General features: G+C 68.3%; 31 protein-coding genes. All 31 read left to right on the top strand.

Annotation, left to right across the window (positions count from 1 at the left end):
• Positions 1-4: 4 nt before the first annotated feature.
• The 31 genes from fusA (at position 5) to rpsK (ending at position 18999) form a co-directional block, all read left to right on the top strand.
• Positions 5-2101, top strand: a complete 2097-nt coding sequence (gene fusA / locus ACIA6B_RS00630; protein WP_107157436.1) for an elongation factor G — start codon at positions 5-7, stop codon at positions 2099-2101.
• A gap of 224 nt (positions 2102-2325) precedes the next feature.
• Positions 2326-3519 carry an elongation factor Tu gene (tuf, locus tag ACIA6B_RS00625; RefSeq protein WP_091426406.1) on the top strand — a complete coding sequence of 398 codons (1194 nt, stop codon included), beginning with the start codon at positions 2326-2328 and terminating at the stop codon, positions 3517-3519.
• 355 nt (positions 3520-3874) lie between these two features.
• Entirely contained in the window at positions 3875-4183 is a 309-nt protein-coding gene (gene rpsJ / locus ACIA6B_RS00620; RefSeq protein WP_007073037.1) for a 30S ribosomal protein S10, read from the top strand.
• A gap of 11 nt (positions 4184-4194) precedes the next feature.
• Positions 4195-4860 (top strand): 50S ribosomal protein L3, encoded by a 666-nt coding sequence (rplC, locus tag ACIA6B_RS00615; RefSeq protein ID WP_281938111.1) that lies wholly within the window; start codon positions 4195-4197, stop codon positions 4858-4860.
• Positions 4857-5522, top strand: coding sequence for a 50S ribosomal protein L4 (gene rplD / locus ACIA6B_RS00610; RefSeq protein WP_396769557.1), 666 nt, complete (start codon positions 4857-4859; stop codon positions 5520-5522). The genes rplC and rplD overlap by 4 nt, the downstream gene beginning before the upstream one ends.
• Entirely contained in the window at positions 5519-5821 is a 303-nt protein-coding gene (gene rplW, locus ACIA6B_RS00605) for a 50S ribosomal protein L23 (protein ID WP_107157439.1), read from the top strand. Before rplD ends, rplW begins: the two co-directional genes overlap by 4 nt.
• A gap of 12 nt (positions 5822-5833) precedes the next feature.
• Positions 5834-6673, top strand: coding sequence for a 50S ribosomal protein L2 (rplB, locus tag ACIA6B_RS00600; protein WP_091065788.1), 840 nt, complete (start codon positions 5834-5836; stop codon positions 6671-6673).
• 12 nt (positions 6674-6685) lie between these two features.
• Positions 6686-6967, top strand: coding sequence for a 30S ribosomal protein S19 (gene rpsS, locus ACIA6B_RS00595; RefSeq protein ID WP_007073032.1), 282 nt, complete (start codon positions 6686-6688; stop codon positions 6965-6967).
• Between the two features lie 40 nt (positions 6968-7007).
• Positions 7008-7463 carry a 50S ribosomal protein L22 gene (gene rplV / locus ACIA6B_RS00590; protein WP_107157440.1) on the top strand — a complete coding sequence of 152 codons (456 nt, stop codon included), beginning with the start codon at positions 7008-7010 and terminating at the stop codon, positions 7461-7463.
• Entirely contained in the window at positions 7463-8344 is an 882-nt protein-coding gene (gene rpsC / locus ACIA6B_RS00585) for a 30S ribosomal protein S3 (RefSeq protein WP_107157441.1), read from the top strand. The genes rplV and rpsC overlap by 1 nt, the downstream gene beginning before the upstream one ends.
• 3 nt (positions 8345-8347) lie before the next feature.
• Positions 8348-8773, top strand: a complete 426-nt coding sequence (rplP, locus tag ACIA6B_RS00580; RefSeq protein WP_007465292.1) for a 50S ribosomal protein L16 — start codon at positions 8348-8350, stop codon at positions 8771-8773.
• Positions 8773-9009, top strand: a complete 237-nt coding sequence (rpmC, locus tag ACIA6B_RS00575; RefSeq protein ID WP_107157442.1) for a 50S ribosomal protein L29 — start codon at positions 8773-8775, stop codon at positions 9007-9009. The genes rplP and rpmC overlap by 1 nt, the downstream gene beginning before the upstream one ends.
• Positions 9006-9287 carry a 30S ribosomal protein S17 gene (gene rpsQ / locus ACIA6B_RS00570; RefSeq protein WP_091570077.1) on the top strand — a complete coding sequence of 94 codons (282 nt, stop codon included), beginning with the start codon at positions 9006-9008 and terminating at the stop codon, positions 9285-9287. Before rpmC ends, rpsQ begins: the two co-directional genes overlap by 4 nt.
• A 97-nt stretch (positions 9288-9384) precedes the next feature.
• Positions 9385-9753: a 50S ribosomal protein L14 gene (rplN, locus tag ACIA6B_RS00565; protein ID WP_007465279.1), complete on the top strand. Its 369-nt coding sequence runs from the start codon at positions 9385-9387 to the stop codon at positions 9751-9753.
• Entirely contained in the window at positions 9750-10070 is a 321-nt protein-coding gene (rplX, locus tag ACIA6B_RS00560; protein WP_018217055.1) for a 50S ribosomal protein L24, read from the top strand. The genes rplN and rplX overlap by 4 nt, the downstream gene beginning before the upstream one ends.
• Positions 10070-10639 carry a 50S ribosomal protein L5 gene (gene rplE, locus ACIA6B_RS00555; protein WP_107157443.1) on the top strand — a complete coding sequence of 190 codons (570 nt, stop codon included), beginning with the start codon at positions 10070-10072 and terminating at the stop codon, positions 10637-10639. Before rplX ends, rplE begins: the two co-directional genes overlap by 1 nt.
• Position 10640: 1 nt before the next feature.
• The gene (locus ACIA6B_RS00550) at positions 10641-10826 is read left to right on the top strand and encodes a type Z 30S ribosomal protein S14 (protein ID WP_007073023.1); all 186 of its coding nucleotides are present in this window, start codon (positions 10641-10643) and stop codon (positions 10824-10826) included.
• A 98-nt stretch (positions 10827-10924) separates the two neighbouring features.
• On the top strand, positions 10925-11332 hold the full coding sequence (gene rpsH / locus ACIA6B_RS00545) for a 30S ribosomal protein S8 (RefSeq protein ID WP_107157444.1): 408 nt from the start codon (positions 10925-10927) through the stop codon (positions 11330-11332).
• Between the two features lie 16 nt (positions 11333-11348).
• Positions 11349-11891 (top strand): 50S ribosomal protein L6, encoded by a 543-nt coding sequence (rplF, locus tag ACIA6B_RS00540; RefSeq protein ID WP_396769552.1) that lies wholly within the window; start codon positions 11349-11351, stop codon positions 11889-11891.
• Positions 11888-12277, top strand: a complete 390-nt coding sequence (rplR, locus tag ACIA6B_RS00535; protein ID WP_396769550.1) for a 50S ribosomal protein L18 — start codon at positions 11888-11890, stop codon at positions 12275-12277. Before rplF ends, rplR begins: the two co-directional genes overlap by 4 nt.
• A gap of 33 nt (positions 12278-12310) precedes the next feature.
• Positions 12311-12925 carry a 30S ribosomal protein S5 gene (rpsE, locus tag ACIA6B_RS00530; RefSeq protein WP_013288621.1) on the top strand — a complete coding sequence of 205 codons (615 nt, stop codon included), beginning with the start codon at positions 12311-12313 and terminating at the stop codon, positions 12923-12925.
• Positions 12925-13107 (top strand): 50S ribosomal protein L30, encoded by a 183-nt coding sequence (gene rpmD / locus ACIA6B_RS00525; RefSeq protein ID WP_107157447.1) that lies wholly within the window; start codon positions 12925-12927, stop codon positions 13105-13107. Before rpsE ends, rpmD begins: the two co-directional genes overlap by 1 nt.
• A complete protein-coding gene (gene rplO / locus ACIA6B_RS00520) occupies positions 13107-13550 on the top strand; it encodes a 50S ribosomal protein L15 (protein WP_018784561.1) in 444 nt (147 codons plus the stop codon). The genes rpmD and rplO overlap by 1 nt, the downstream gene beginning before the upstream one ends.
• A gap of 236 nt (positions 13551-13786) precedes the next feature.
• Positions 13787-15112, top strand: a complete 1326-nt coding sequence (gene secY, locus ACIA6B_RS00515; RefSeq protein ID WP_396769548.1) for a preprotein translocase subunit SecY — start codon at positions 13787-13789, stop codon at positions 15110-15112.
• Entirely contained in the window at positions 15113-15766 is a 654-nt protein-coding gene (locus tag ACIA6B_RS00510) for an adenylate kinase (RefSeq protein ID WP_396769546.1), read from the top strand. It abuts the gene before it with no gap.
• 90 nt (positions 15767-15856) lie between these two features.
• Positions 15857-16708, top strand: coding sequence for a type I methionyl aminopeptidase (gene map, locus ACIA6B_RS00505; protein ID WP_396769544.1), 852 nt, complete (start codon positions 15857-15859; stop codon positions 16706-16708).
• Between the two features lie 147 nt (positions 16709-16855).
• Positions 16856-17362 carry a DUF1707 domain-containing protein gene (locus ACIA6B_RS00500; protein ID WP_396769542.1) on the top strand — a complete coding sequence of 169 codons (507 nt, stop codon included), beginning with the start codon at positions 16856-16858 and terminating at the stop codon, positions 17360-17362.
• A gap of 249 nt (positions 17363-17611) precedes the next feature.
• Positions 17612-17833, top strand: coding sequence for a translation initiation factor IF-1 (gene infA, locus ACIA6B_RS00495; RefSeq protein WP_007073013.1), 222 nt, complete (start codon positions 17612-17614; stop codon positions 17831-17833).
• Between the two features lie 91 nt (positions 17834-17924).
• Complete coding sequence (gene rpmJ, locus ACIA6B_RS00490) at positions 17925-18038, top strand: 50S ribosomal protein L36 (RefSeq protein ID WP_043965539.1); 114 nt, start codon at positions 17925-17927, stop codon at positions 18036-18038.
• 154 nt (positions 18039-18192) lie between these two features.
• Positions 18193-18573 carry a 30S ribosomal protein S13 gene (rpsM, locus tag ACIA6B_RS00485; RefSeq protein WP_013288614.1) on the top strand — a complete coding sequence of 127 codons (381 nt, stop codon included), beginning with the start codon at positions 18193-18195 and terminating at the stop codon, positions 18571-18573.
• 18 nt (positions 18574-18591) lie between these two features.
• Positions 18592-18999, top strand: a complete 408-nt coding sequence (gene rpsK / locus ACIA6B_RS00480) for a 30S ribosomal protein S11 (protein WP_014440747.1) — start codon at positions 18592-18594, stop codon at positions 18997-18999.
• Positions 19000-19004 lie beyond the last annotated feature (5 nt).

Here is a 19004-nt window from a genome sequence, read left to right as displayed (position 1 = left end):
TGAAGTGGCCGCCGCAGACGCGCTCGCCAACGTACGCAATATCGGCATCATGGCGCACATCGATGCCGGTAAGACCACTACCACCGAGCGAATCCTGTTCTACACCGGCATCACGTACAAGATCGGTGAGGTCCACGAGGGCGCCGCCGTCATGGACTGGATGGAGCAGGAGCAGGAGCGCGGTATCACCATCACTTCCGCCGCCACGAAGTGCGAGTGGAAGGGCCACACGATCCAGATCATCGACACGCCCGGCCACGTCGACTTCACGGTCGAGGTGGAGCGGTCGCTGCGGGTTCTGGACGGTGCGGTCGCGGTGTACGACGGCGTGGCAGGTGTGGAGCCGCAGACGGAGAACGTCTGGCGGCAGGCGGACAAGTACAACGTCCCCCGCATGTGCTTCGTCAACAAGCTCGACCGGACCGGCGCCGACTTCTTCCGCTGCGTGCAGATGATGATCGACCGGCTCAACGCCACCCCGCTGGTCCTCCAGATCCCGATCGGCCTCGAGGGCGACCACATCGGCGTCGTCGACCTGATCGGCATGCGCGCCCTCACCTGGCGCGGGGAGACCCAGAAGGGTGAGGACTACGCGATCGAGGAGATCCCGGCCGAGCTGGCCGACTCCGCGGCCGAGTGGCGCGAGAAGCTGATGGAGACCCTCGCCGACGTCGACGACTCGGTGATGGAGAAGTACCTGGAGGGCGAGGAGATCTCCGCCGAGGAGACCAAGGCCGCCATCCGCCGGGCCACCATCGCCGGCAAGGCCAACCCCGTGCTCTGCGGTTCGGCGTTCAAGAACAAGGGCGTGCAGCCCATGCTCGACGCCGTCATCGACTTCCTGCCGTCGCCGCTGGACGTTCCGGCGATCGAGGGTACGGCCACCGACGGCGAGACGCCGATGCTGCGGAAGCCGTCCCCCTCCGAGCCGTTCTCCGGCCTGGCGTTCAAGATCCAGACCGACAAGCACCTCGGTAAGCTCACCTACGTCCGGGTCTACTCCGGCGTGGTCGAGTCCGGGTCCCAGGTGGTCAACTCCACCAAGGACCGCAAGGAGCGCATCGGCAAGATCTACCAGATGCACGCCAACAAGCGTGAGGAGCGCGGCTCCGCCAAGGCCGGCGACATCATCGCGGTCCAGGGCCTGAAGCAGACCACCACCGGTGACACCCTGTGCGACCCGGCGAACCCGGTCATCCTCGAGTCGATGACGTTCCCGGAGCCGGTCATCGAGGTGGCCATCGAGCCGAAGACCAAGGCCGACCAGGAGAAGCTCAGCACCGCCATCCAGCGGCTGGCCGAGGAGGACCCGACCTTCCGCGTCAAGCTGGACGACCAGACCGGTCAGACGGTCATCTCCGGCATGGGCGAGCTGCACCTGGACATCCTGGTCGACCGGATGCGCCGCGAGTTCAACGTCGAGGCGAACATCGGTAAGCCGCAGGTGGCGTACCGCGAGACCATCCGCCGCAAGGTGGACAAGGTCGAGTACACCCACAAGAAGCAGACCGGTGGTTCCGGCCAGTACGCCCGCGTGATCGTGAGCCTCGAGCCGCTGCCCATGGGCAACGACTCGCCGACCTACGAGTTCGCGAACGCCGTCACCGGTGGCCGCATCCCGCGGGAGTTCATCCCGTCGGTGGACGCCGGTGCCCAGGACGCCATGCAGTACGGCATTCTCGCCGGCTTCCCGCTGGTGGGTCTCAAGCTGACGCTGCTGGACGGCCAGTACCACGAGGTCGACTCGTCCGAGATGGCGTTCAAGATCGCCGGTTCGATGGTGATGAAGGAGGCGGCCCGCAAGGCCGACCCCGCACTGCTCGAGCCGATGATGGCCGTTGAGGTCACCACTCCGGAGGAGAACATGGGTGACGTCATCGGCGACCTCAACTCCCGGCGGGGCATCATCCAGGCGATGGAGGAGCGCAGCGGCGCTCGCGTCGTCCGGGCTCTGGTGCCGTTGTCGGAGATGTTCGGCTACGTCGGCGACCTGCGGTCGAAGACCCAGGGCCGGGCTAGCTACAGCATGCAGTTCGACTCCTACGCCGAAGTGCCGCAGAGCGTGGCGAAGGAGATCATCGCCAAGGCGACGGGTGAGTGACGCTCACCCCGAGCTGACCCGGTGATCCGGGGTCGGTCGCGGGAGGGTTCTCCCGCCCGCGGCCACCTCGGTCGGGTTGTGTGAATCCGGGCCTGTAGGCTTCATCGCCGCAGAACCCACAAAGGCTATCCGGCCGTCAGGCCGGAAAGGCTGTCGACAGAGTCCTACGCGCCGACCGGCGCACCGGGGCGAACGAACCAAGAAAGTCCACCAGGAGGACACCAGTGGCGAAGGCGAAGTTCGAGCGGACTAAGCCGCACGTCAACATCGGCACCATTGGTCACATCGACCACGGTAAGACGACGCTGACGGCGGCCATCACGAAGGTCCTGCACGACCAGTACCCGGACCTGAACCCGTACACGCCGTTCGACGAGATCGACAAGGCGCCGGAGGAGAAGGCCCGCGGCATCACGATCTCGATCGCGCACGTCGAGTACCAGACCGAGGCGCGTCACTACGCGCACGTCGACTGCCCCGGTCACGCCGACTACATCAAGAACATGATCACCGGTGCCGCGCAGATGGACGGCGCGATCCTGGTGGTGGCGGCGACCGACGGCCCGATGCCGCAGACCCGCGAGCACGTGCTGCTGGCCCGTCAGGTCGGCGTGCCGTACATCGTCGTGGCGCTCAACAAGAGCGACATGGTCGACGACGAGGAGCTCCTGGAGCTCGTCGAGCTCGAGGTCCGCGAGCTGCTCTCCTCGCAGGAGTACCCGGGTGACGACCTGCCGGTCGTCCAGGTTTCCGCGCTGAAGGCGCTCGAGGGCGACCCGGTCTGGACCGAGAAGCTGCTCGAGCTGATGAGCGCGGTCGACACCGCGATCCCGCAGCCGGAGCGCGAGACCGAGAAGCCGTTCCTCATGCCCGTCGAGGACGTGTTCACGATCACCGGTCGTGGCACCGTCGTCACCGGTCGTGTCGAGCGTGGCGTGCTGCTCCCGAACGAGGACGTCGAGGTCGTCGGCATCCGCGAGAAGGGCTTCAAGACCAAGGTCACCGCGATCGAGATGTTCCGGAAGACCCTGGACGACGCCCGCGCAGGCGAGAACGTCGGTCTGCTGCTGCGTGGCACCAAGCGCGAGGACGTCGAGCGCGGCATGGTGGTCATCAAGCCGGGCACCACGACCCCGCACACGGAGTTCGAGGCGACGGTCTACATCCTCTCCAAGGAGGAGGGTGGCCGCCACACCCCGTTCTTCCAGAACTACCGCCCGCAGTTCTACTTCCGGACCACGGACGTCACCGGCGTCGTCACGCTGCCCGAGGGCACCGAGATGGTCATGCCGGGCGACAACACCTCGATGTCGGTGAAGCTGATCCAGCCCATCGCCATGGAGGACAACCTGAAGTTCGCGATCCGCGAGGGTGGTCGTACGGTCGGCGCGGGTCGCGTCACCAAGATCATCAAGTGAGCTGGGTAACCCCGATTAGCGTCGCCGCCGGTCGTGCGGCATACTAGTCAGGTTGCGTAACGACGGTCGGTCACCTGCGTCCGGTTGAGGCTGGACCTCCGGGAGTCAGATCGTTTCGCGTGGGGTGGTTGATCGCCATCGGCGGTCAACCACCCTCGCGCGGCGTCCAGGTCGCGGTCACCGCGATCGGCGCCATGACCCACCGCGCGGTCAGAGAATCGCTCCGGAGCCTCGGGGCGGAGCCTGGTCCACGGGCGCGACACGCCCGACCGCGGGGGTCGGCGGAAGTGGGCCTGTACCAGCCGGTACAGGTGCCCGCAACACAGCGGCATCGAGAGAAGGAACAGAAGCCACCATGGCGGGACAGAAGATCCGCATCCGGCTCAAGGCCTATGACCACGAGGTCGTCGACTCCTCGGCTCGGAAGATCGTCGAGACGGTGACGCGTACCGGGGCGCAGGTCGCTGGCCCGGTGCCGCTGCCCACGGAGATCAACCGTTTCTGCGTCATCCGCTCGCCGCACAAGTACAAGGACTCGCGCGAGCACTTCGAGATGCGCACGCACAAGCGTCTGATCGACATCATCGACCCGACCCCGAAGACGGTCGACTCGCTCATGCGCCTCGACCTGCCGGCTGGCGTCGACATCGAGATCAAGCTGTAGGGATCGATCAAATGGACAGGCAAGTCAAGGGGATCCTGGGCGCCAAGCTCGGCATGACCCAGGTCTGGGACAACAACAAGGTCGTCCCCGTGACCGTGGTCGAGGCCGGCCCGTGCGTCGTGAGCCAGGTTCGTAGCGCCGACAAGGACGGCTACGCCGCCGTTCAGCTCGCCTACGGGGCCATCGACCCGCGCAAGGTCAAGAAGCCGGTCGCCGGGCACTACGCCAAGGCGGACGTCGCGCCGCGTCGGCACATCGTCGAGCTGCGCACCGCCGACGCCGCGGACTACGCGCCGGGCCAGGAGGTCACGGTCGACGCGTTCCCGGTCGGCGCCGTGATCGACGTGACCGGCAAGACCAAGGGCAAGGGCTACGCCGGCCCGATGAAGCGGCACGGCTTCCACGGTCTGCGCGCCAGCCACGGTGTCGAGCGCAAGCACCGCTCGCCCGGCTCGATCGGCGCCTGCGCCACCCCGGGTCGCGTCTTCAAGGGCACCCGGATGGCGGGCCGGATGGGTGGCGTGCGCTACACCGTCCAGAACCTGACCGTCCAGGCGGTCGACACCGAGAACAACCTCCTGCTCGTCCGTGGCGCCATCCCGGGCCCGAAGGGCGCGCTCGTCCTGGTCCGCACCGCGGCCAAGGCGAAGGTGAAGAAGGGCGGTGTGGCCAAGTGACCACCGTTGACGTCCTCAACGTCGAAGGCGGCAAGAGCGGCTCCGTCGAGCTGCCGGCCGACATCTTCGACGTCCAGGCGAACGTCGCGCTGATGCACCAGGTCGTGGTGGCTCAGCTCGCCGCGGCCCGGCAGGGCACGCACAAGACCAAGACCCGCGGTGAGGTCTCCGGCGGTGGCCGGAAGCCTTACAAGCAGAAGGGCACCGGTCGGGCCCGTCAGGGTTCGACCCGCGCGCCGCAGTTCGCCGGCGGTGGCGTGGTCCACGGCCCGACGCCGCGCGACTACAGCCAGCGCACCCCGAAGAAGATGAAGGCCGCCGCCCTGCGTGGCGCCCTCTCCGACCGGGCCCGCGCCGGCCAGGTGCACGTCGTCGAGGCGTTCGTCTCGGGCGAGAAGCCGTCGACCAAGGCGGCCCTGGCCACGCTGACCAAGCTGACCACCGCGCGCCGGGTCCTGGTCGTGCTGAGCAGCACCGACGAGCTGAACTGGGTGTCGCTGCGGAACCTGCGCAACACGCGGGACAGCCGGGTGCACCTGATCGAGGCCGGCCAGCTCAACACGTACGACGTGCTGGTGGCCGACGACGTGGTCTTCACCAAGGAGGCCCTGGACGAGTTCCTGGGCGTGCCCGCCGAGACCACCGAGGAGGATGGCAAGTGAGCACGATCGCCGATCCGCGTGACGTCATCGTCGCGCCGGTCGTCTCGGAGAAGAGCTACAGCGAGCTGAACCGGAACTGGTACACCTTCCTGGTGCACCCGGACGCGAACAAGACCGAGATCAAGATCGCTATCCAGCAGATCTTCAACGTCCGCGTCCTGACGGTCAACACGCTCAACCGCCAGGGTAAGCGCAAGCGGACCAAGACCGGGTTCGGCAAGCGCAAGGACACCAAGCGGGCGATCGTGAAGCTGGCTGACGGTGACCGTATCGAGGCCTTCGGCGGCCCGGTCAGCTGAGGGGTGTAGACAATGGCTATCCGTAAGTACAAGCCGACGACGCCGGGCCGGCGAGGCTCCAGCGTCGCCGACTTCGCCGAGATCACCCGGTCCACGCCGGAGAAGTCGCTGCTGGCTCCGCTGCCGAAGAAGGGCGGGCGTAACGCCCACGGCCGGATCACCACGCGGCACCACGGTGGCGGCCACAAGCGCCAGTACCGTCTGATCGACTTCAAGCGGGTCGACAAGGACGGCGTGCCGGCGAAGGTCGCCCACATCGAGTACGACCCGAACCGCACCGCGCGCATCGCGCTGCTGCACTACGCCGACGGCGAGAAGCGCTACATCCTCGCGCCGAAGGACCTGAAGCAGGGCGACCGCGTCGAGTCCGGCCCGGGCGCCGACATCAAGCCGGGCAACAACCTGCCGCTGCGCAACATCCCGGTCGGTACCACCATCCACAACGTGGAGCTGCGTCCGGGCGGCGGCGCCAAGCTGGCCCGCTCGGCCGGCGTCGGCATCCAGCTGCTCGGCCGCGAGGGCGCGTACGCGACCCTGCGGATGCCGTCCGGTGAGATCCGGCGGGTCGACGTGCGCTGCCGCGCCAGCGTCGGCGAGATCGGCAACGCCGACCAGTCGAACATCAACTGGGGCAAGGCCGGCCGGATGCGGTGGAAGGGCAAGCGCCCGACCGTCCGTGGTGTCGCCATGAACCCGGTCGACCACCCGCACGGTGGTGGTGAGGGTAAGACCTCCGGTGGTCGCCACCCGGTCAACCCGCAGGGTAAGCCCGAGGGCCGTACCCGTCGTAAGGGCCAGCCGAGCGACCGGCTGATCGTCCGCCGCCGCTACGCCACGCGTAAGCGCGGCTGAGGGAGATAAGACATGCCTCGCAGCCTGAAGAAGGGCCCGTTCGTCGACGACCACCTGCTCAAGAAGGTGGAGACGCAGAACGACAAGGGCTCGAAGAACGTGATCAAGACCTGGTCGCGGCGCTCGACGATCATCCCGGAGATGCTGGGACACACGATCGCCGTGCACGACGGACGCAAGCACGTCCCGGTCTTCGTGACCGAGGCCATGGTCGGGCACAAGCTCGGCGAGTTCGCGCTGACCCGCACGTTCAAGGGTCACGAGAAGGACGACCGGAAGAGCCGCCGGCGCTGACGCCGCGGGCATACGGATAGAGGAACAAGGGGTTACAGCGATGCCAGGAAAGGGCGACGCTCCGGTGCTTCCGGGCGCGCGGGCGGTTGCGCGGCACGTGCGCATCTCGCCGATGAAGGCGCGCCGGGTGGTCAACCTCGTCCGCGGCCTGCCCGCGAAGGAGGCGCTCACGGTGCTGCAGTTCGCGCCGCAGGCTGCGAGCGAGCAGGTGTACAAGGTGCTCGCGAGCGCGATCGCCAACGCGGAGAACAACGAGCGGCTGGACCCCGACGCGCTGCTCGTCAGCGAGGCGTTCGTCGACGAGGGCCCGACGATGAAGCGGTTCCGGCCGCGGGCGCAGGGCCGGGCGTACCGGATCCGCAAGCGGACGTGCCACATCACGGTGGCGGTCGAGGCCGTGGCGCCGGCCGCGCCGAAGAAGTCGGCGAAGAAGGCCGCTCCGGCCAAGCAGGCCGAGCCGGCGCAGGCGCAGAGCACGACGGAGGGTGCCGAGTAATGGGTCAGAAGGTTCACCCCACTGGGTTCCGGCTCGGCATCTCGACCGACTGGAAGTCCCGCTGGTTCGCGGACAAGCTCTACAAGGACTACATCGGCGAGGATGTCAAGATCCGCCGGATGATGTCCAAGGGCCTTGAGCGTGCCGGCATCTCCAAGGTCGACATCGAGCGCACCCGGGACCGGGTCCGCGTGGACATCCACACCGCCCGGCCGGGCATCGTCATCGGCCGTAAGGGTGCGGAGGCCGACCGGATCCGCGGCGAGCTGGAGAAGCTCACCGGCAAGCAGGTCCAGCTGAACATCATCGAGGTGAAGAACCCCGAGTCGGACGCGCAGCTGGTCGCCCAGGGCGTCGCCGAGCAGCTGTCCAGCCGGGTCAGCTTCCGTCGGGCCATGCGCAAGGCCATGCAGTCCGCGATGAAGAACCCGGCCTGCAAGGGCATCCGGGTCCAGGTCTCGGGCCGTCTCGGCGGCGCCGAGATGAGCCGGACCGAGTTCTACCGCGAGGGTCGTGTCCCGCTGCACACGCTGCGGGCCAACATCGAGTACGGCTTCTTCGAGGCCCGTACCACCTTCGGCCGGATCGGCGTGAAGGTCTGGATCTACAAGGGCGACGCCGTGCCGGGCCGCGAGGCCCCGGCCGAGGCCGCCCCGTCGCGCGGCCCGCGCCGTGACCGTGGCGACCGGCCGGACCGGCCGCGTCGTGGCCGGTCGGGCTCGTCGGGTACGACCGCCGGCGGTACCGAGGCCGGCCGTGCTGCCGCGACCACCATCGCGCAGCAGGCGGAGACGCCGGCCGGCGAGCCGGTCGACAGCAGCGCTGTCGCCGCCGCCGCCTCGGCTCCGAACCAGCCGGCAGAACAGCAGCAGGAGGGCTGACAGATGCTGATGCCGCGCAAGCCCCCGAAGGGCTTCCGCAAGCCGCACCACCCGGACCGCAGTGGCGCGTCCAAGGGTGGTAACCGGGTGGTGTTCGGCGAGTTCGGGATCCAGGCTCTCGAGCCGGCGTACGTGACCAACCGTCAGATCGAGTCGGCACGTATCGCGATGACCCGCCACATCAAGCGTGGCGGCAAGGTCTGGATCACGATCTTCCCGGACCAGGCCCTCACCAAGAAGCCGGCCGAGACCCGGATGGGTTCCGGTAAGGGTTCTCCCGAGTGGTGGGTCGCCAACGTCAAGCCGGGGCGGGTTCTCTTCGAGATGTCCTTCCCCAACGAGCAGATCGCGCGAGAGGCGATGCGTCGCGCGATCCACAAGCTCCCGATGAAGTGCCGCATTGTTACGCGCGAAGTGGGTGAATCCTGATGGCAGCCGGCGTCAAGCCCTCCGAGCTGCGTGAGCTCTCCGACGAGGAGCTGGTCACGAAGCTGCGCGAGGCTAAGGCGGAGCTGTTCAACCTCCGCGTGCAGGGCGCGACCGGGCAGCTGGACAACAACCGGCGGCTGCAGGTCATCCGTCGGGAGATCGCCCGGATCTACACGATCATGCGTGAGCGTGAGCTGGGTCTCTCGGCCGCGCCGACTGAGGTGACTGCATCATGAGTGAGAACACCACTACCACCGCCGCCGCGCGGTCCCGCCGTAAGGTGCGCGAGGGCCTCGTGGTCAGCGACAAGATGGACAAGACCGTCGTGGTCGAGGTCGAGGACCGGGTCAAGCACGCGCTGTACGGCAAGATCATGCGTCGTACCAGCAAGCTGAAGGTGCACGACGAGCAGAACTCGGCCGGTATCGGCGACCGGGTCCTGATCATGGAGACCCGGCCGCTCTCCGCCACCAAGCGGTGGCGGCTCGTGGAAATCCTCGAGAAGGCCAAGTAGCGAAGGCTCGAGCTCGGCCGGGATCGGTCGGGCGCAGGTTCCGCCAGGCTCCGGCCGCCCCCGGCGGCCGGAGAACCGGCAGACATAGGAGATAGACGTGATTCAGCAGGAGTCGCGACTGCGCGTCGCCGACAACACGGGTGCCCGGGAGATCCTGTGCATCCGGGTTCTCGGTGGCTCCGGTCGGCGCTACGCGAGCATCGGCGACGTCATCGTGGCCACGGTCAAGGACGCGATCCCCGGTGCCGGTGTGAAGAAGGGCGACGTCGTCAAGGCCGTCGTCGTTCGGACCGCCAAGGAGAGGCGGCGGCCGGACGGGTCGTACATCCGCTTCGACGAGAACGCCGCCGTCATCATCAAGGACGGTGGGGACCCGCGCGGTACCCGTATCTTCGGCCCGGTGGGTCGTGAGCTGCGGGACAAGCGGTTCATGAAGATCATCTCTCTCGCGCCGGAGGTGTTGTGACCGTGAAGGTCAAGAAGGGCGACACGGTCGTCGTCATCGCCGGCAAGGACAAGGGCGCCAAGGGCAAGGTCATCGCGGCCTACCCGCGGCAGGACAAGGTCCTGGTCGAGGGCGTGAACCGGGTCAAGAAGCACACTCGCATCAGCACCACCCAGCGTGGCGCCAAGACCGGCGGCATCGTCACCCAGGAAGCCCCGATCCACGTCTCGAACGTGATGGTCGTGGACTCCGACGGCAAGCCGACCCGCGTCGGCTACCGGATCGACGACAACGGCCAGAAGGTCCGCATCGCGCGTAGCACCGGTAAGGACCTGTGATGACCACGGCTACCGAAACCAAGACCCAGCCGCGCCTCAAGGAGCGGTACCGCAACGAGATCGTGGCCGAGCTGCAGAAGCAGTACAGCTACGGCAACCCGATGCAGGTGCCGCGGATGGTCAAGATCGTCGTCAACATGGGTGTCGGCGAGGCCGCTCGCGACGCCAAGCTGATCGACGGCGCCGTCCGCGACCTGGCCACCATCACCGGCCAGAAGCCGCTGGTCCGGCGGGCCACCAAGTCCATCGCGCAGTTCAAGCTCCGCGAGGGCATGCCGATCGGCGCGAAGGTCACCCTCCGGGGCGACCGGATGTGGGAGTTCCTGGACCGGCTGCTCTCCATCGCGCTGCCGCGTATCCGTGACTTCCGCGGTCTGGACGGGCGCAAGCTCGACGGGCACGGCAACTACACGTTCGGTCTGACCGAGCAGTCGGTGTTCCACGAGATCGACCAGGACAAGATCGATCGCCAGCGGGGCATGGACATCACGGTGGTCACGACCGCCACGACCGACGACGAGGGCCGGGCGCTGCTCAAGCTCCTGGGCTTCCCGTTCAAGGAGAACTGAGATGGCCAAGAAGGCGCTGATCCTCAAGGCGGCCGCGAAGCCGAAGTTCTCGGTTCGCGCGTACACCCGCTGCCAGCGGTGCGGGCGTCCGAAGGCGGTCTACCGCAAGTTCGGTCTCTGCCGGGTGTGTATCCGGGAGATGGCCCACCGCGGTGAGCTGCCCGGCGTGTCCAAGGCTTCCTGGTAATAGCCCGGCGCGCTCCGGCGCGTCAGCTGAACTGTCTCTTCGCCGTAGGCCCCGGGCCCGGCCCGGGGAACCCCGGCGAGAAAGGTTGACGAGTTTTCATGACGATGACCGACCCGATCGCAGACATGCTCACGCGTCTGCGTAACGCCAACCAGGCGTACCACGACCGGGTGACGATGCCCTACTCGAAGATCAAGGCGAACATCGCCGAGGTCCTCAAGGCCGAGGGTTACATCGCCACCTGGTCGGTCGAGGACCCCGAGGAGGGAGCCGTCGGCAAGCGACTGGTCGTCGAGCTGAAGTACGGCCAGAACCGCGAGCGGAGCCTGGCCGGCATCAAGCGCGTGTCCAAGCCCGGTCTCCGGGTGTACGCCAAGTCGGAAGGGCTCCCGCGGGTGCTCGGCGGGCTTGGTGTGGCGATCATTTCGACGTCCCAGGGGCTGCTCACCGACCGGCAGGCCCGCAAGCGGAGCGTTGGCGGGGAAGTCCTCGCCTTCGTCTGGTAACGGGAGACAGGTAGAAATGTCGCGTATTGGACGTAAGTCGATCCCGGTGCCATCCGGCGTCGACATCACGATCGACGGCCAGACCGTCAAGGTCAAGGGCCCCAAGGGCGAGCTGAGCCACGTGCTGGCCGAGCCGATCACGGCGGAGCGCAGCGAGAACGGCGAGCTGCTCGTCAACCGGCCCAACGACGAGCGCAAGGCCAAGGAGCTGCACGGCCTGAGCCGTACGCTGGTGGCCAACATGATCGTCGGGGTGACCGAGGGCTACCGCAAGAGCCTGGAGATCGCCGGCACCGGTTACCGCGTGACCGCCAAGGGCAAGGACCTGGAGTTCGCGCTCGGGTTCTCGCACCCGGTCGTGGTGGCGGCACCGGACGGCATCACCTTCACGGTCGAGCGGCCGACGCTGTTCCACGTGGCCGGCATCGACAAGCAGCAGGTCGGCGAGGTCGCCGCCAACATCCGGAAGATCCGCCCGCCGGAGCCCTACAAGGGCAAGGGCGTGAAGTACCAGGGCGAGGTCATCCGCCGTAAGGCTGGAAAGGCAGGTAAGAAGTGAGCGCCACGCTGCTCAAGCGCCGCCGCGGCGTTGCCGCCAAGCGTGCCGTCGGGCGTGCGCGTCGGCACTTCCGGGTCCGCAAGAACGTCAACGGAACCGCCGAGCGTCCTCGCCTCGTCGTCACCCGTTCCCTGCGGCACATGGTTGCCCAGGTCGTCGACGACACCAAGGGTCACACCCTGGCGTCCGCGTCGACCATGGACGCCTCGCTGCGCGGCGCCGAGGGCGACAAGAGCGCCCTGGCCGGCAAGGTCGGCGCGCTGCTCGCCGAGCGGGCCAAGGCCGCCGGCGTCTCGAAGGTCGTCTTCGACCGCGGTGGCAACCGGTACGCGGGGCGGGTCGCCGCGCTTGCCAAGGCCGCCCGCGAAGCCGGGCTCGAGTTCTAGAAACCCCGTCACGAGAGAGAAGGAAGGCTGCTGATGCCAGGTCAACAGCGCCGTGGCGGCGGGTCCGGTGGCAACGAGGGTGGTCGCCGCGACAACCGCCGTGAGGGCGGTCGCGGAAACGCGCCCGTCGAGAAGACCCCGCACCTCGAGCGGGTCGTCGCGATCAACCGCGTCGCCAAGGTCGTGAAGGGCGGTCGTCGCTTCAGCTTCACCGCCCTGGTGATCGTGGGCGACGGCGACGGCACCGTCGGCGTGGGCTACGGAAAGGCCAAGGAGGTGCCCGCGGCGATCGCCAAGGGCGTCGAGGAGGCCAAGAAGCACTTCTTCAAGGTGCCGCGGATCGGTCAGTCGATCCCGCACCCGGTCACGGGCGAGGACGCCGCCGGTGTGGTGCTGCTCAAGCCGGCCTCCGCCGGTACGGGTGTCATCGCCGGTGGTCCGGTGCGTGCCGTGCTGGAGTGCGCGGGCATCCACGACGTGCTCTCCAAGAGCCTCGGCTCGTCCAACCCGATCAACATCGTGCACGCCACCGTGGCGGCCCTGAAGGGGCTTGAGTCTCCCGAGCAGGTCGCGGCGCGTCGTGGCCTGCCGGTGGAGGACGTCGCGCCGGCCGCCATGCTGGCGTCGCGTGCGGGGGTGGCGTCCTGATGGCACGTCTGAAGGTCACCCAGGTCCGGTCCGAGATCGGGCGCAAGCAGAACCAGCGTGACTCGCTGCGTTCGCTCGGGCTCAAGCGGATCAACGACGTGGTGGTCAAGGAGGACCGGCCGGAGATCCGCGGCATGATCTTCACGGTCAGCCACCTCGTGAAGGTCGAGGAGGTCGAGTAATGACGATCAAGGTGCACCACCTGCGTCCCGCCCCGGGAGCCAAGACCGACAAGACCCGGGTGGGTCGCGGTGAGGGTTCGAAGGGCAAGACCGCTGGACGCGGTACCAAGGGCTCGAAGGCCCGGAAGAACATCTCGCCGGCGTTCGAGGGTGGGCAGATGCCCATCCACATGCGCCTGCCGAAGATGAAGGGCTTCAAGAACAAGTTCAAGGTCGTGTTCCAGGTGGTCAACCTGGACCGGCTGGCGGAGCTCTTCCCGAACGGCGGCCAGGTCGGCCCGGTCGAGCTGGTCGAGGCCGGCGCGGTCCGCAAGGGCCACCCGGTCAAGGTGCTCGGCACCGGCGACCTCGGCGGTGTGTCCCTCCAGGTGTCGGCGCACGCGTTCAGCGCGTCGGCCAAGGAGAAGATCACCGCGGCCGGCGGCTCGGTCACCGAGCTCTAGGGGCATTTTCGTGGCGCCCGCTCAGTTGTTCGCGACTGGGCGGGCGTCATGGTCTACCGGTCGCGTGTGCGCCGGGTAACATCGGATTCGTTTTATGTAGCCGGGCACATCTGCCCGGACCGGGATCGGGCTGTTAGAGTCCGTTGCCAGCCATGGATACCGGGCACTCCGCCCGGCACCCACCCCGCCCCGCCAGGGATCGTCACCGGCGGCCCGCGTCGCGCAGGAGGAAGAAGTTGCTGTCCGCCTTTCTCAGTGCGTTCCGTACGCCTGACCTGCGCAAGAAGCTGCTGTTCACAGTAGGCATCATCGCGGTCTACCGGCTGGGCGCCACGCTGCCCAGCCCGGGCGTCTCGTACGGCAACGTGCAGAAGTGCCTCGACACCATCCAGGGCAGCACCGGCGTGCTCAACCTGCTGGATCTCTTCTCCGGCGGCGCGCTGCTCCAGCTCTCGGTCTTCGCGCTGGGCATCATGCCCTACATCACCGCGTCGATCATCCTGCAGCTGCTGACGGTGGTGATCCCGCGCCTGGAGCAGCTCCGCAAGGAGGGCCAGGCCGGCCAGGCGAAGATCACCCAGTACACCCGCTACCTGACGCTGGGGCTGGGCATCCTCCAGTCCTCCGCGTTCGTGGCGCTGGCCCGCTCCGGGCAGCTGTTCAACAACCAGTGCGACCAGTTCCCGATCGTGCCCAAGGGCACCGGCATCCCGGACTGGCTGACGCTCACCATCCTGGTGATGACGATGACCGCCGGCACCGGCGTGGTGATGTGGCTCGGCGAGCTGATCACCGATCGGGGCGTCGGCAACGGCATGTCGGTGCTGATCTTCACCTCGATCGCGGCCCGGCTCCCCAGCGAGGGCTGGAAGATCAAGACCACCAAGGGCTGGGGGATGTTCCTCCTCGTCATCGCCCTGGTGCTGCTGGTCATCACCGCGGTCACGTTCATCGAGCAGGCGCAGCGCCGGATCCCGGTGCAGTACGCGAAGCGCATGATCGGCCGGCGGATGTACGGCGGCACCTCCACCTACATCCCGCTCAAGGTGAACCAGGCCGGCGTCATCCCGGTCATCTTCGCCTCGTCGCTGCTCTACCTGCCGACGCTCGCGCTCCAGTTCTTCGACCAGAACGACCCGGGGAAGGTCCAGGCCTGGATCCAGAACCACATCGTGAAGGCGAGCGCGCCGGAGCACATCGCGATCTACTTCCTGCTGATCATCTTCTTCACGTACTTCTACGTGTCGATCACGTTCAACCCGACCGAGGTCGCGGACAACATGAAGAAGTACGGCGGCTTCGTGCCGGGCATCCGCCCCGGCAAGCCGACCGCCGAGTACCTCGACTTCATCCTCAGCCGGATCACCCTGCCGGGTGCGCTCTACCTCGGCATCATCGCGATCCTGCCGAACTTCTTCTTCATCTGGCTGGACAACCAGCAGTTCCAGAACTTCCCGTTCGGCGGCACCGCTGTGCTCATCATGGTCGGCGTCGGTCTGGAGACCGTGAAGCAGATCGAGAGCCAACTCATGCAGCGGAACTACGAAGGGTTCCTGCGGTAGATGCGACTCGTTCTGGTTGGCCCGCCGGGCGCGGGCAAGGGCACACAGGCGGAGTTCATCGCCGCGCACCTCTCGGTGCCGAAGATCTCGACCGGTGACATCTTCCGGGCCAACGTCACCCAGGGCACCCCGCTGGGCGTCGAGGCGAAGCGGTACATGGACGCCGGCAAGCTGGTCCCGGACGACGTCACCATCAACATGGTCCGGGACCGGCTCGCCGAGCCGGACGCCGGTGAGGGTTTCCTGCTCGACGGCTTCCCGCGCACCACGCCGCAGGCCGCCGAGCTGGACAAGCTCCTCGCCGACCTGGGCACCATGCTGGACCTGGTGCTGGAGCTGGTGGTCGACGACGACGAGGTGATCCGGCGGCTCTCCGGCCGGCGCACCTGCCGGGGCTGCGGCAAGATCTGGCACGTCGAGTTCGACGCGACCACCCGGGACGGCGTCTGCGACCGGTGCGGCGCGGAGCTGTTCCAGCGCGACGACGACAAGCCGGAGACGATCGCCGCGCGGCTGCGGGAATACTCCGAGAAGACCGCGCCGCTTGTCGACTACTACGGCGCCCAGGGCAAGCTGGTGGGCATCGACGCGACCGGGCCGGTGGAGGACGTCACGGTCCGCGCCATCGACGCGCTGCGGTCGTACGGCGGCTGACCTCCCGCCGCCGCCCGGCGGATAGACTGTGAACAGCGGGGTACGCGCGACGTGCCCCGCTGTTCCGTGTAACGAAAGGTGAACGCCGTCATGCGCCGTCCCCAGCTGGACATCCAGCTGAAGACCCCCGAGCAGATCGAGCTGATGCGGGCCGCCGGTCTGGTGGTCGCCCGCGCCCTGGCCCGGATGCGGGAGGCGGTCGCGCCCGGTGTGTCGACCGCCGACCTCGACGCGATCGCCGAGGCGACCATCCGGGAGGCCGGCGCGGTCCCGTCGTTCAAGGGCTACCACGGCTTCCCGGCCTCGATCTGTTCCTCGGTCAACGAGCAGGTGGTGCACGCCATCCCCTCGCCCGAGCAGGTGCTGCGCGAGGGCGACCTGATCTCGATCGACTGCGGGGCGGTGCTCGACGGCTGGCACGGCGACGCGGCGATCACGGTGGCGGTGGGGGAGGTCGACCCGGCGCTGCTGCGGATGGCCGAGGTGGCCGAGGACGCCATGTGGGCCGGGATCGCCGCCGCGGCCCGGGGCGCGGCCTCCGGCAAGGGCCGGCTGACCGACATCTCGCACGCGGTGGAGACCACGGTCCGCAAGGGCGGCCGGTACGGCATCGTCGACGGCTACGGCGGCCACGGCATCGGCACGGAGATGCACCAGGACCCGCACGTGCTCAACCACGGTCGCCCCGGCAAGGGCCCGCGGCTGGTGCCCGGTCTGGCGCTCGCCATCGAGCCGATGATCACGGCGGGCTCCCCGCGTACCGTCGAACTGGCCGACGGTTGGACGGTGGTGACGCGGGACCGCTCGATGGCGGTGCACGTGGAGCACTCGATGGCGCTGTTGGCGGACGGGGTGTGGGTGCTCACCGCCTCCGATGGCGGCCGGGCCCGCCTGGGCGACCTGGTCACCTCCCGCCAGCCCGCGAACTCCCCGGCCCACTGACCCACCCACCCCCTCTCCAGTCCCCCTGTTCCACGGAAAGAGGGGGTATTCGGGCCCGGATAGCAACTCCTTCCGTGAAACAGGGCGCGGGACGGAGTGCGGTGGCGGGGCGGAGTGCGGTGGCGGGGTGGTGGCATCCTTGCCGACATGGACGGGCAGCGGGAGATGCGGGCGGCCGACCGCGACCGGGAGGCCGTCGCGGAGCGGCTCCGGCTGGCGCTGGAGGAGGGCCGGCTCGGCCTGCACGAGTACGACGAGCGGCTGGCCCGCGCGTACGGCGCCCGAACCTACGGCGAGCTGGACGAGGTGGTGGCCGACCTGCCGGGCCCGGCGCCGGCCGAGCGGTCCGCCCTGGTGCCCGCCGCGCCGACCCCGCCGCCGCCCGCACCCTCGCCGGTCCCGGCGTCCGAGCCGGTGGCCGGTGGACCGGAGGTGCCGGAAGCCCGATCCCGGCTGCTCGGGCTCTGGCTGCCCTGGCTGCGGGTGGCCGCGATCCTGGTGCCGATCTGGCTGATCGGCGCCGTGTCGTCCGGGCATGCCGCCGGCGTCTGGCCGCTCTGGGTGCTGGGGCCGTGGGGCGGCCTGGTGCTGATGCAGTCGGTCGGGCTGATCGGCGCGGATCACGGCCGGAAGCGGCGCGACCGCCGCCGGTAGCTGTGCCGCTTGTCACAACCGCGCCGGAAATCCGCCGTTCGAGGGATCTGCCGGCCGGCCGGTTTGGCGACGGCGCGCGGGCGGGCGTACACTTTCAGATCGGCGCACAGCGTCCACTCCGCCATGCCCACCCTGCGCTTCGGTGGGAGTCGGAGCCGCGGCTGGCGCGGGTTCACTGATCTTGGTCAGTTCACCCGTGTAAGACGTTGTGGGCCGTCCGGAGCAACCGACGTCAGGACAGCGGAGTACATGCCGAAAAAAGACGGAGCCATCGAGATCGAGGGTCGGGTCATCGAGCCCCTGCCGAACGCCATGTTCCGGGTGGAGCTCGCGAACGGCCACAAGGTGCTGGCTCACATCAGCGGCAAGATGCGGCAGCACTACATCCGTATCCTGCCGGAGGACCGGGTCGTCGTCGAACTGTCGCCGTACGACCTGACCCGCGGGCGCATCGTCTACCGCTACAAGTAAGCCTGACGACGGCCGGGACGTCCCCGTATCCGTCTTCGACGTCCGGGTCGCGATCCGTCGCGCTCCGGGCCAGATGGGAAGTAAGGCAACCGTGAAGGTCAAGCCGAGCGTCAAGAGGATCTGCAACAAGTGCCGGGTGATCCGTCGGCACGGCCGGGTCATGGTCATCTGCAGCGACCCGCGTCACAAGCAGCGCCAGGGCTGACGCCCCACACATCACCAGCTCGTCCCAGCCGCGGACGGTGCGCCACGCGCGTACCCCTCGTGGTTGACCCCCGGTCGGAGGCCGGGGCCCGCTCGGGCAGCGGGGTGGGACGGGTCCACACCTCCGCCACAAATCATGAGGAGTACGCCCGCACATGGCACGTCTAGTCGGCGTGGATCTCCCCCGCGAGAAGCGGATGGAGATCGCGCTCACCTACATCTTCGGGGTCGGCCGTACCCGCGCCCTGGAGACGCTCGCCGCGACCGGCATCTCGCCGGACAAGCGCGTTCGGGACCTCACGGACGAGGAGCTCGTCGAGCTCCGGAACCACATCGAGGGCAACTACAAGGTTGAAGGCGACCTGCGCCGCGAGGTCGCCGCTGACATCCGCCGCAAGGTCGAGATCGGCTGCTACGCCGGCATCCGGCACCGCCGCGGTCTGCCCGTGCGTGGTCAGCGCACCAAGACCAACGCGCGGACCCGGAAGGGCCCGAAGCGGACCGTGGCCGGCAAGAAGAAGCCCGGCAAGAAGTAACTAGGAGCGCACAGACTTATGCCACCGAAGGCTCGTGCCGGAGCCGCCGTCAAGAAGGTCCGGCGCAAGGAACGCAAGAACGTCGCCCACGGGCAGGCGCACATCAAGAGCACCTTCAACAACACCATCGTGTCCATCACGGACCCGACCGGTGCGGTCATCTCCTGGGCCTCCTCCGGCCAGGTGGGCTTCAAGGGCTCCCGCAAGTCGACCCCGTTCGCCGCGCAGCTCGCCGCCGAGGCCGCGGCGCGTCGGGCCATGGAGCACGGCATGCGCAAGGTCGACGTGTTCGTCAAGGGCCCCGGCTCCGGCCGGGAGACCGCCATCCGTTCGCTGCAGGCCGCCGGTCTCGAGGTCGGGCAGATTTCCGACGTCACGCCGCAGCCGCACAACGGGTGCCGTCCGCCGAAGCGTCGCCGGGTCTGAGAGGT

Origin of the sequence: Micromonospora sp. NPDC051141 (assembly GCF_044455765.1) — a bacterium.
Taxonomy (GTDB): Bacteria; Actinomycetota; Actinomycetes; order Mycobacteriales; family Micromonosporaceae; genus Micromonospora.
Note: the sequence above shows the minus strand (reverse complement) of the source record. Positions and strands in the feature narration are given on the sequence as shown.

What these genes read in the sequence shown, in the direction of transcription:
- rpsJ (WP_007073037.1), top strand. Translation starts at nt 3,875, where the DNA reads ATGGCGGGACAGAAGATCCGCATCCGGCTCAAGGCCTATGACCACGAG.
- rplC (WP_281938111.1), top strand. Translation starts at nt 4,195, where the DNA reads ATGGACAGGCAAGTCAAGGGGATCCTGGGCGCCAAGCTCGGCATGACC.
- rplB (WP_091065788.1), top strand. Translation starts at nt 5,834, where the DNA reads ATGGCTATCCGTAAGTACAAGCCGACGACGCCGGGCCGGCGAGGCTCC.
- rpsS (WP_007073032.1), top strand. Translation starts at nt 6,686, where the DNA reads ATGCCTCGCAGCCTGAAGAAGGGCCCGTTCGTCGACGACCACCTGCTC.
- rplV (WP_107157440.1), top strand. Translation starts at nt 7,008, where the DNA reads ATGCCAGGAAAGGGCGACGCTCCGGTGCTTCCGGGCGCGCGGGCGGTT.
- rpsC (WP_107157441.1), top strand. Translation starts at nt 7,463, where the DNA reads ATGGGTCAGAAGGTTCACCCCACTGGGTTCCGGCTCGGCATCTCGACC.
- rplP (WP_007465292.1), top strand. Translation starts at nt 8,348, where the DNA reads ATGCTGATGCCGCGCAAGCCCCCGAAGGGCTTCCGCAAGCCGCACCAC.
- rpmC (WP_107157442.1), top strand. Translation starts at nt 8,773, where the DNA reads ATGGCAGCCGGCGTCAAGCCCTCCGAGCTGCGTGAGCTCTCCGACGAG.
- rpsQ (WP_091570077.1), top strand. Translation starts at nt 9,006, where the DNA reads ATGAGTGAGAACACCACTACCACCGCCGCCGCGCGGTCCCGCCGTAAG.
- rplE (WP_107157443.1), top strand. Translation starts at nt 10,070, where the DNA reads ATGACCACGGCTACCGAAACCAAGACCCAGCCGCGCCTCAAGGAGCGG.
- ACIA6B_RS00550 (WP_007073023.1), top strand. Translation starts at nt 10,641, where the DNA reads ATGGCCAAGAAGGCGCTGATCCTCAAGGCGGCCGCGAAGCCGAAGTTC.
- rpsH (WP_107157444.1), top strand. Translation starts at nt 10,925, where the DNA reads ATGACGATGACCGACCCGATCGCAGACATGCTCACGCGTCTGCGTAAC.
- rplF (WP_396769552.1), top strand. Translation starts at nt 11,349, where the DNA reads ATGTCGCGTATTGGACGTAAGTCGATCCCGGTGCCATCCGGCGTCGAC.
- rpsE (WP_013288621.1), top strand. Translation starts at nt 12,311, where the DNA reads ATGCCAGGTCAACAGCGCCGTGGCGGCGGGTCCGGTGGCAACGAGGGT.
- rpmD (WP_107157447.1), top strand. Translation starts at nt 12,925, where the DNA reads ATGGCACGTCTGAAGGTCACCCAGGTCCGGTCCGAGATCGGGCGCAAG.
- rplO (WP_018784561.1), top strand. Translation starts at nt 13,107, where the DNA reads ATGACGATCAAGGTGCACCACCTGCGTCCCGCCCCGGGAGCCAAGACC.
- ACIA6B_RS00510 (WP_396769546.1), top strand. Translation starts at nt 15,113, where the DNA reads ATGCGACTCGTTCTGGTTGGCCCGCCGGGCGCGGGCAAGGGCACACAG.
- map (WP_396769544.1), top strand. Translation starts at nt 15,857, where the DNA reads ATGCGCCGTCCCCAGCTGGACATCCAGCTGAAGACCCCCGAGCAGATC.
- ACIA6B_RS00500 (WP_396769542.1), top strand. Translation starts at nt 16,856, where the DNA reads ATGGACGGGCAGCGGGAGATGCGGGCGGCCGACCGCGACCGGGAGGCC.
- infA (WP_007073013.1), top strand. Translation starts at nt 17,612, where the DNA reads ATGCCGAAAAAAGACGGAGCCATCGAGATCGAGGGTCGGGTCATCGAG.
- rpsM (WP_013288614.1), top strand. Translation starts at nt 18,193, where the DNA reads ATGGCACGTCTAGTCGGCGTGGATCTCCCCCGCGAGAAGCGGATGGAG.
- rpsK (WP_014440747.1), top strand. Translation starts at nt 18,592, where the DNA reads ATGCCACCGAAGGCTCGTGCCGGAGCCGCCGTCAAGAAGGTCCGGCGC.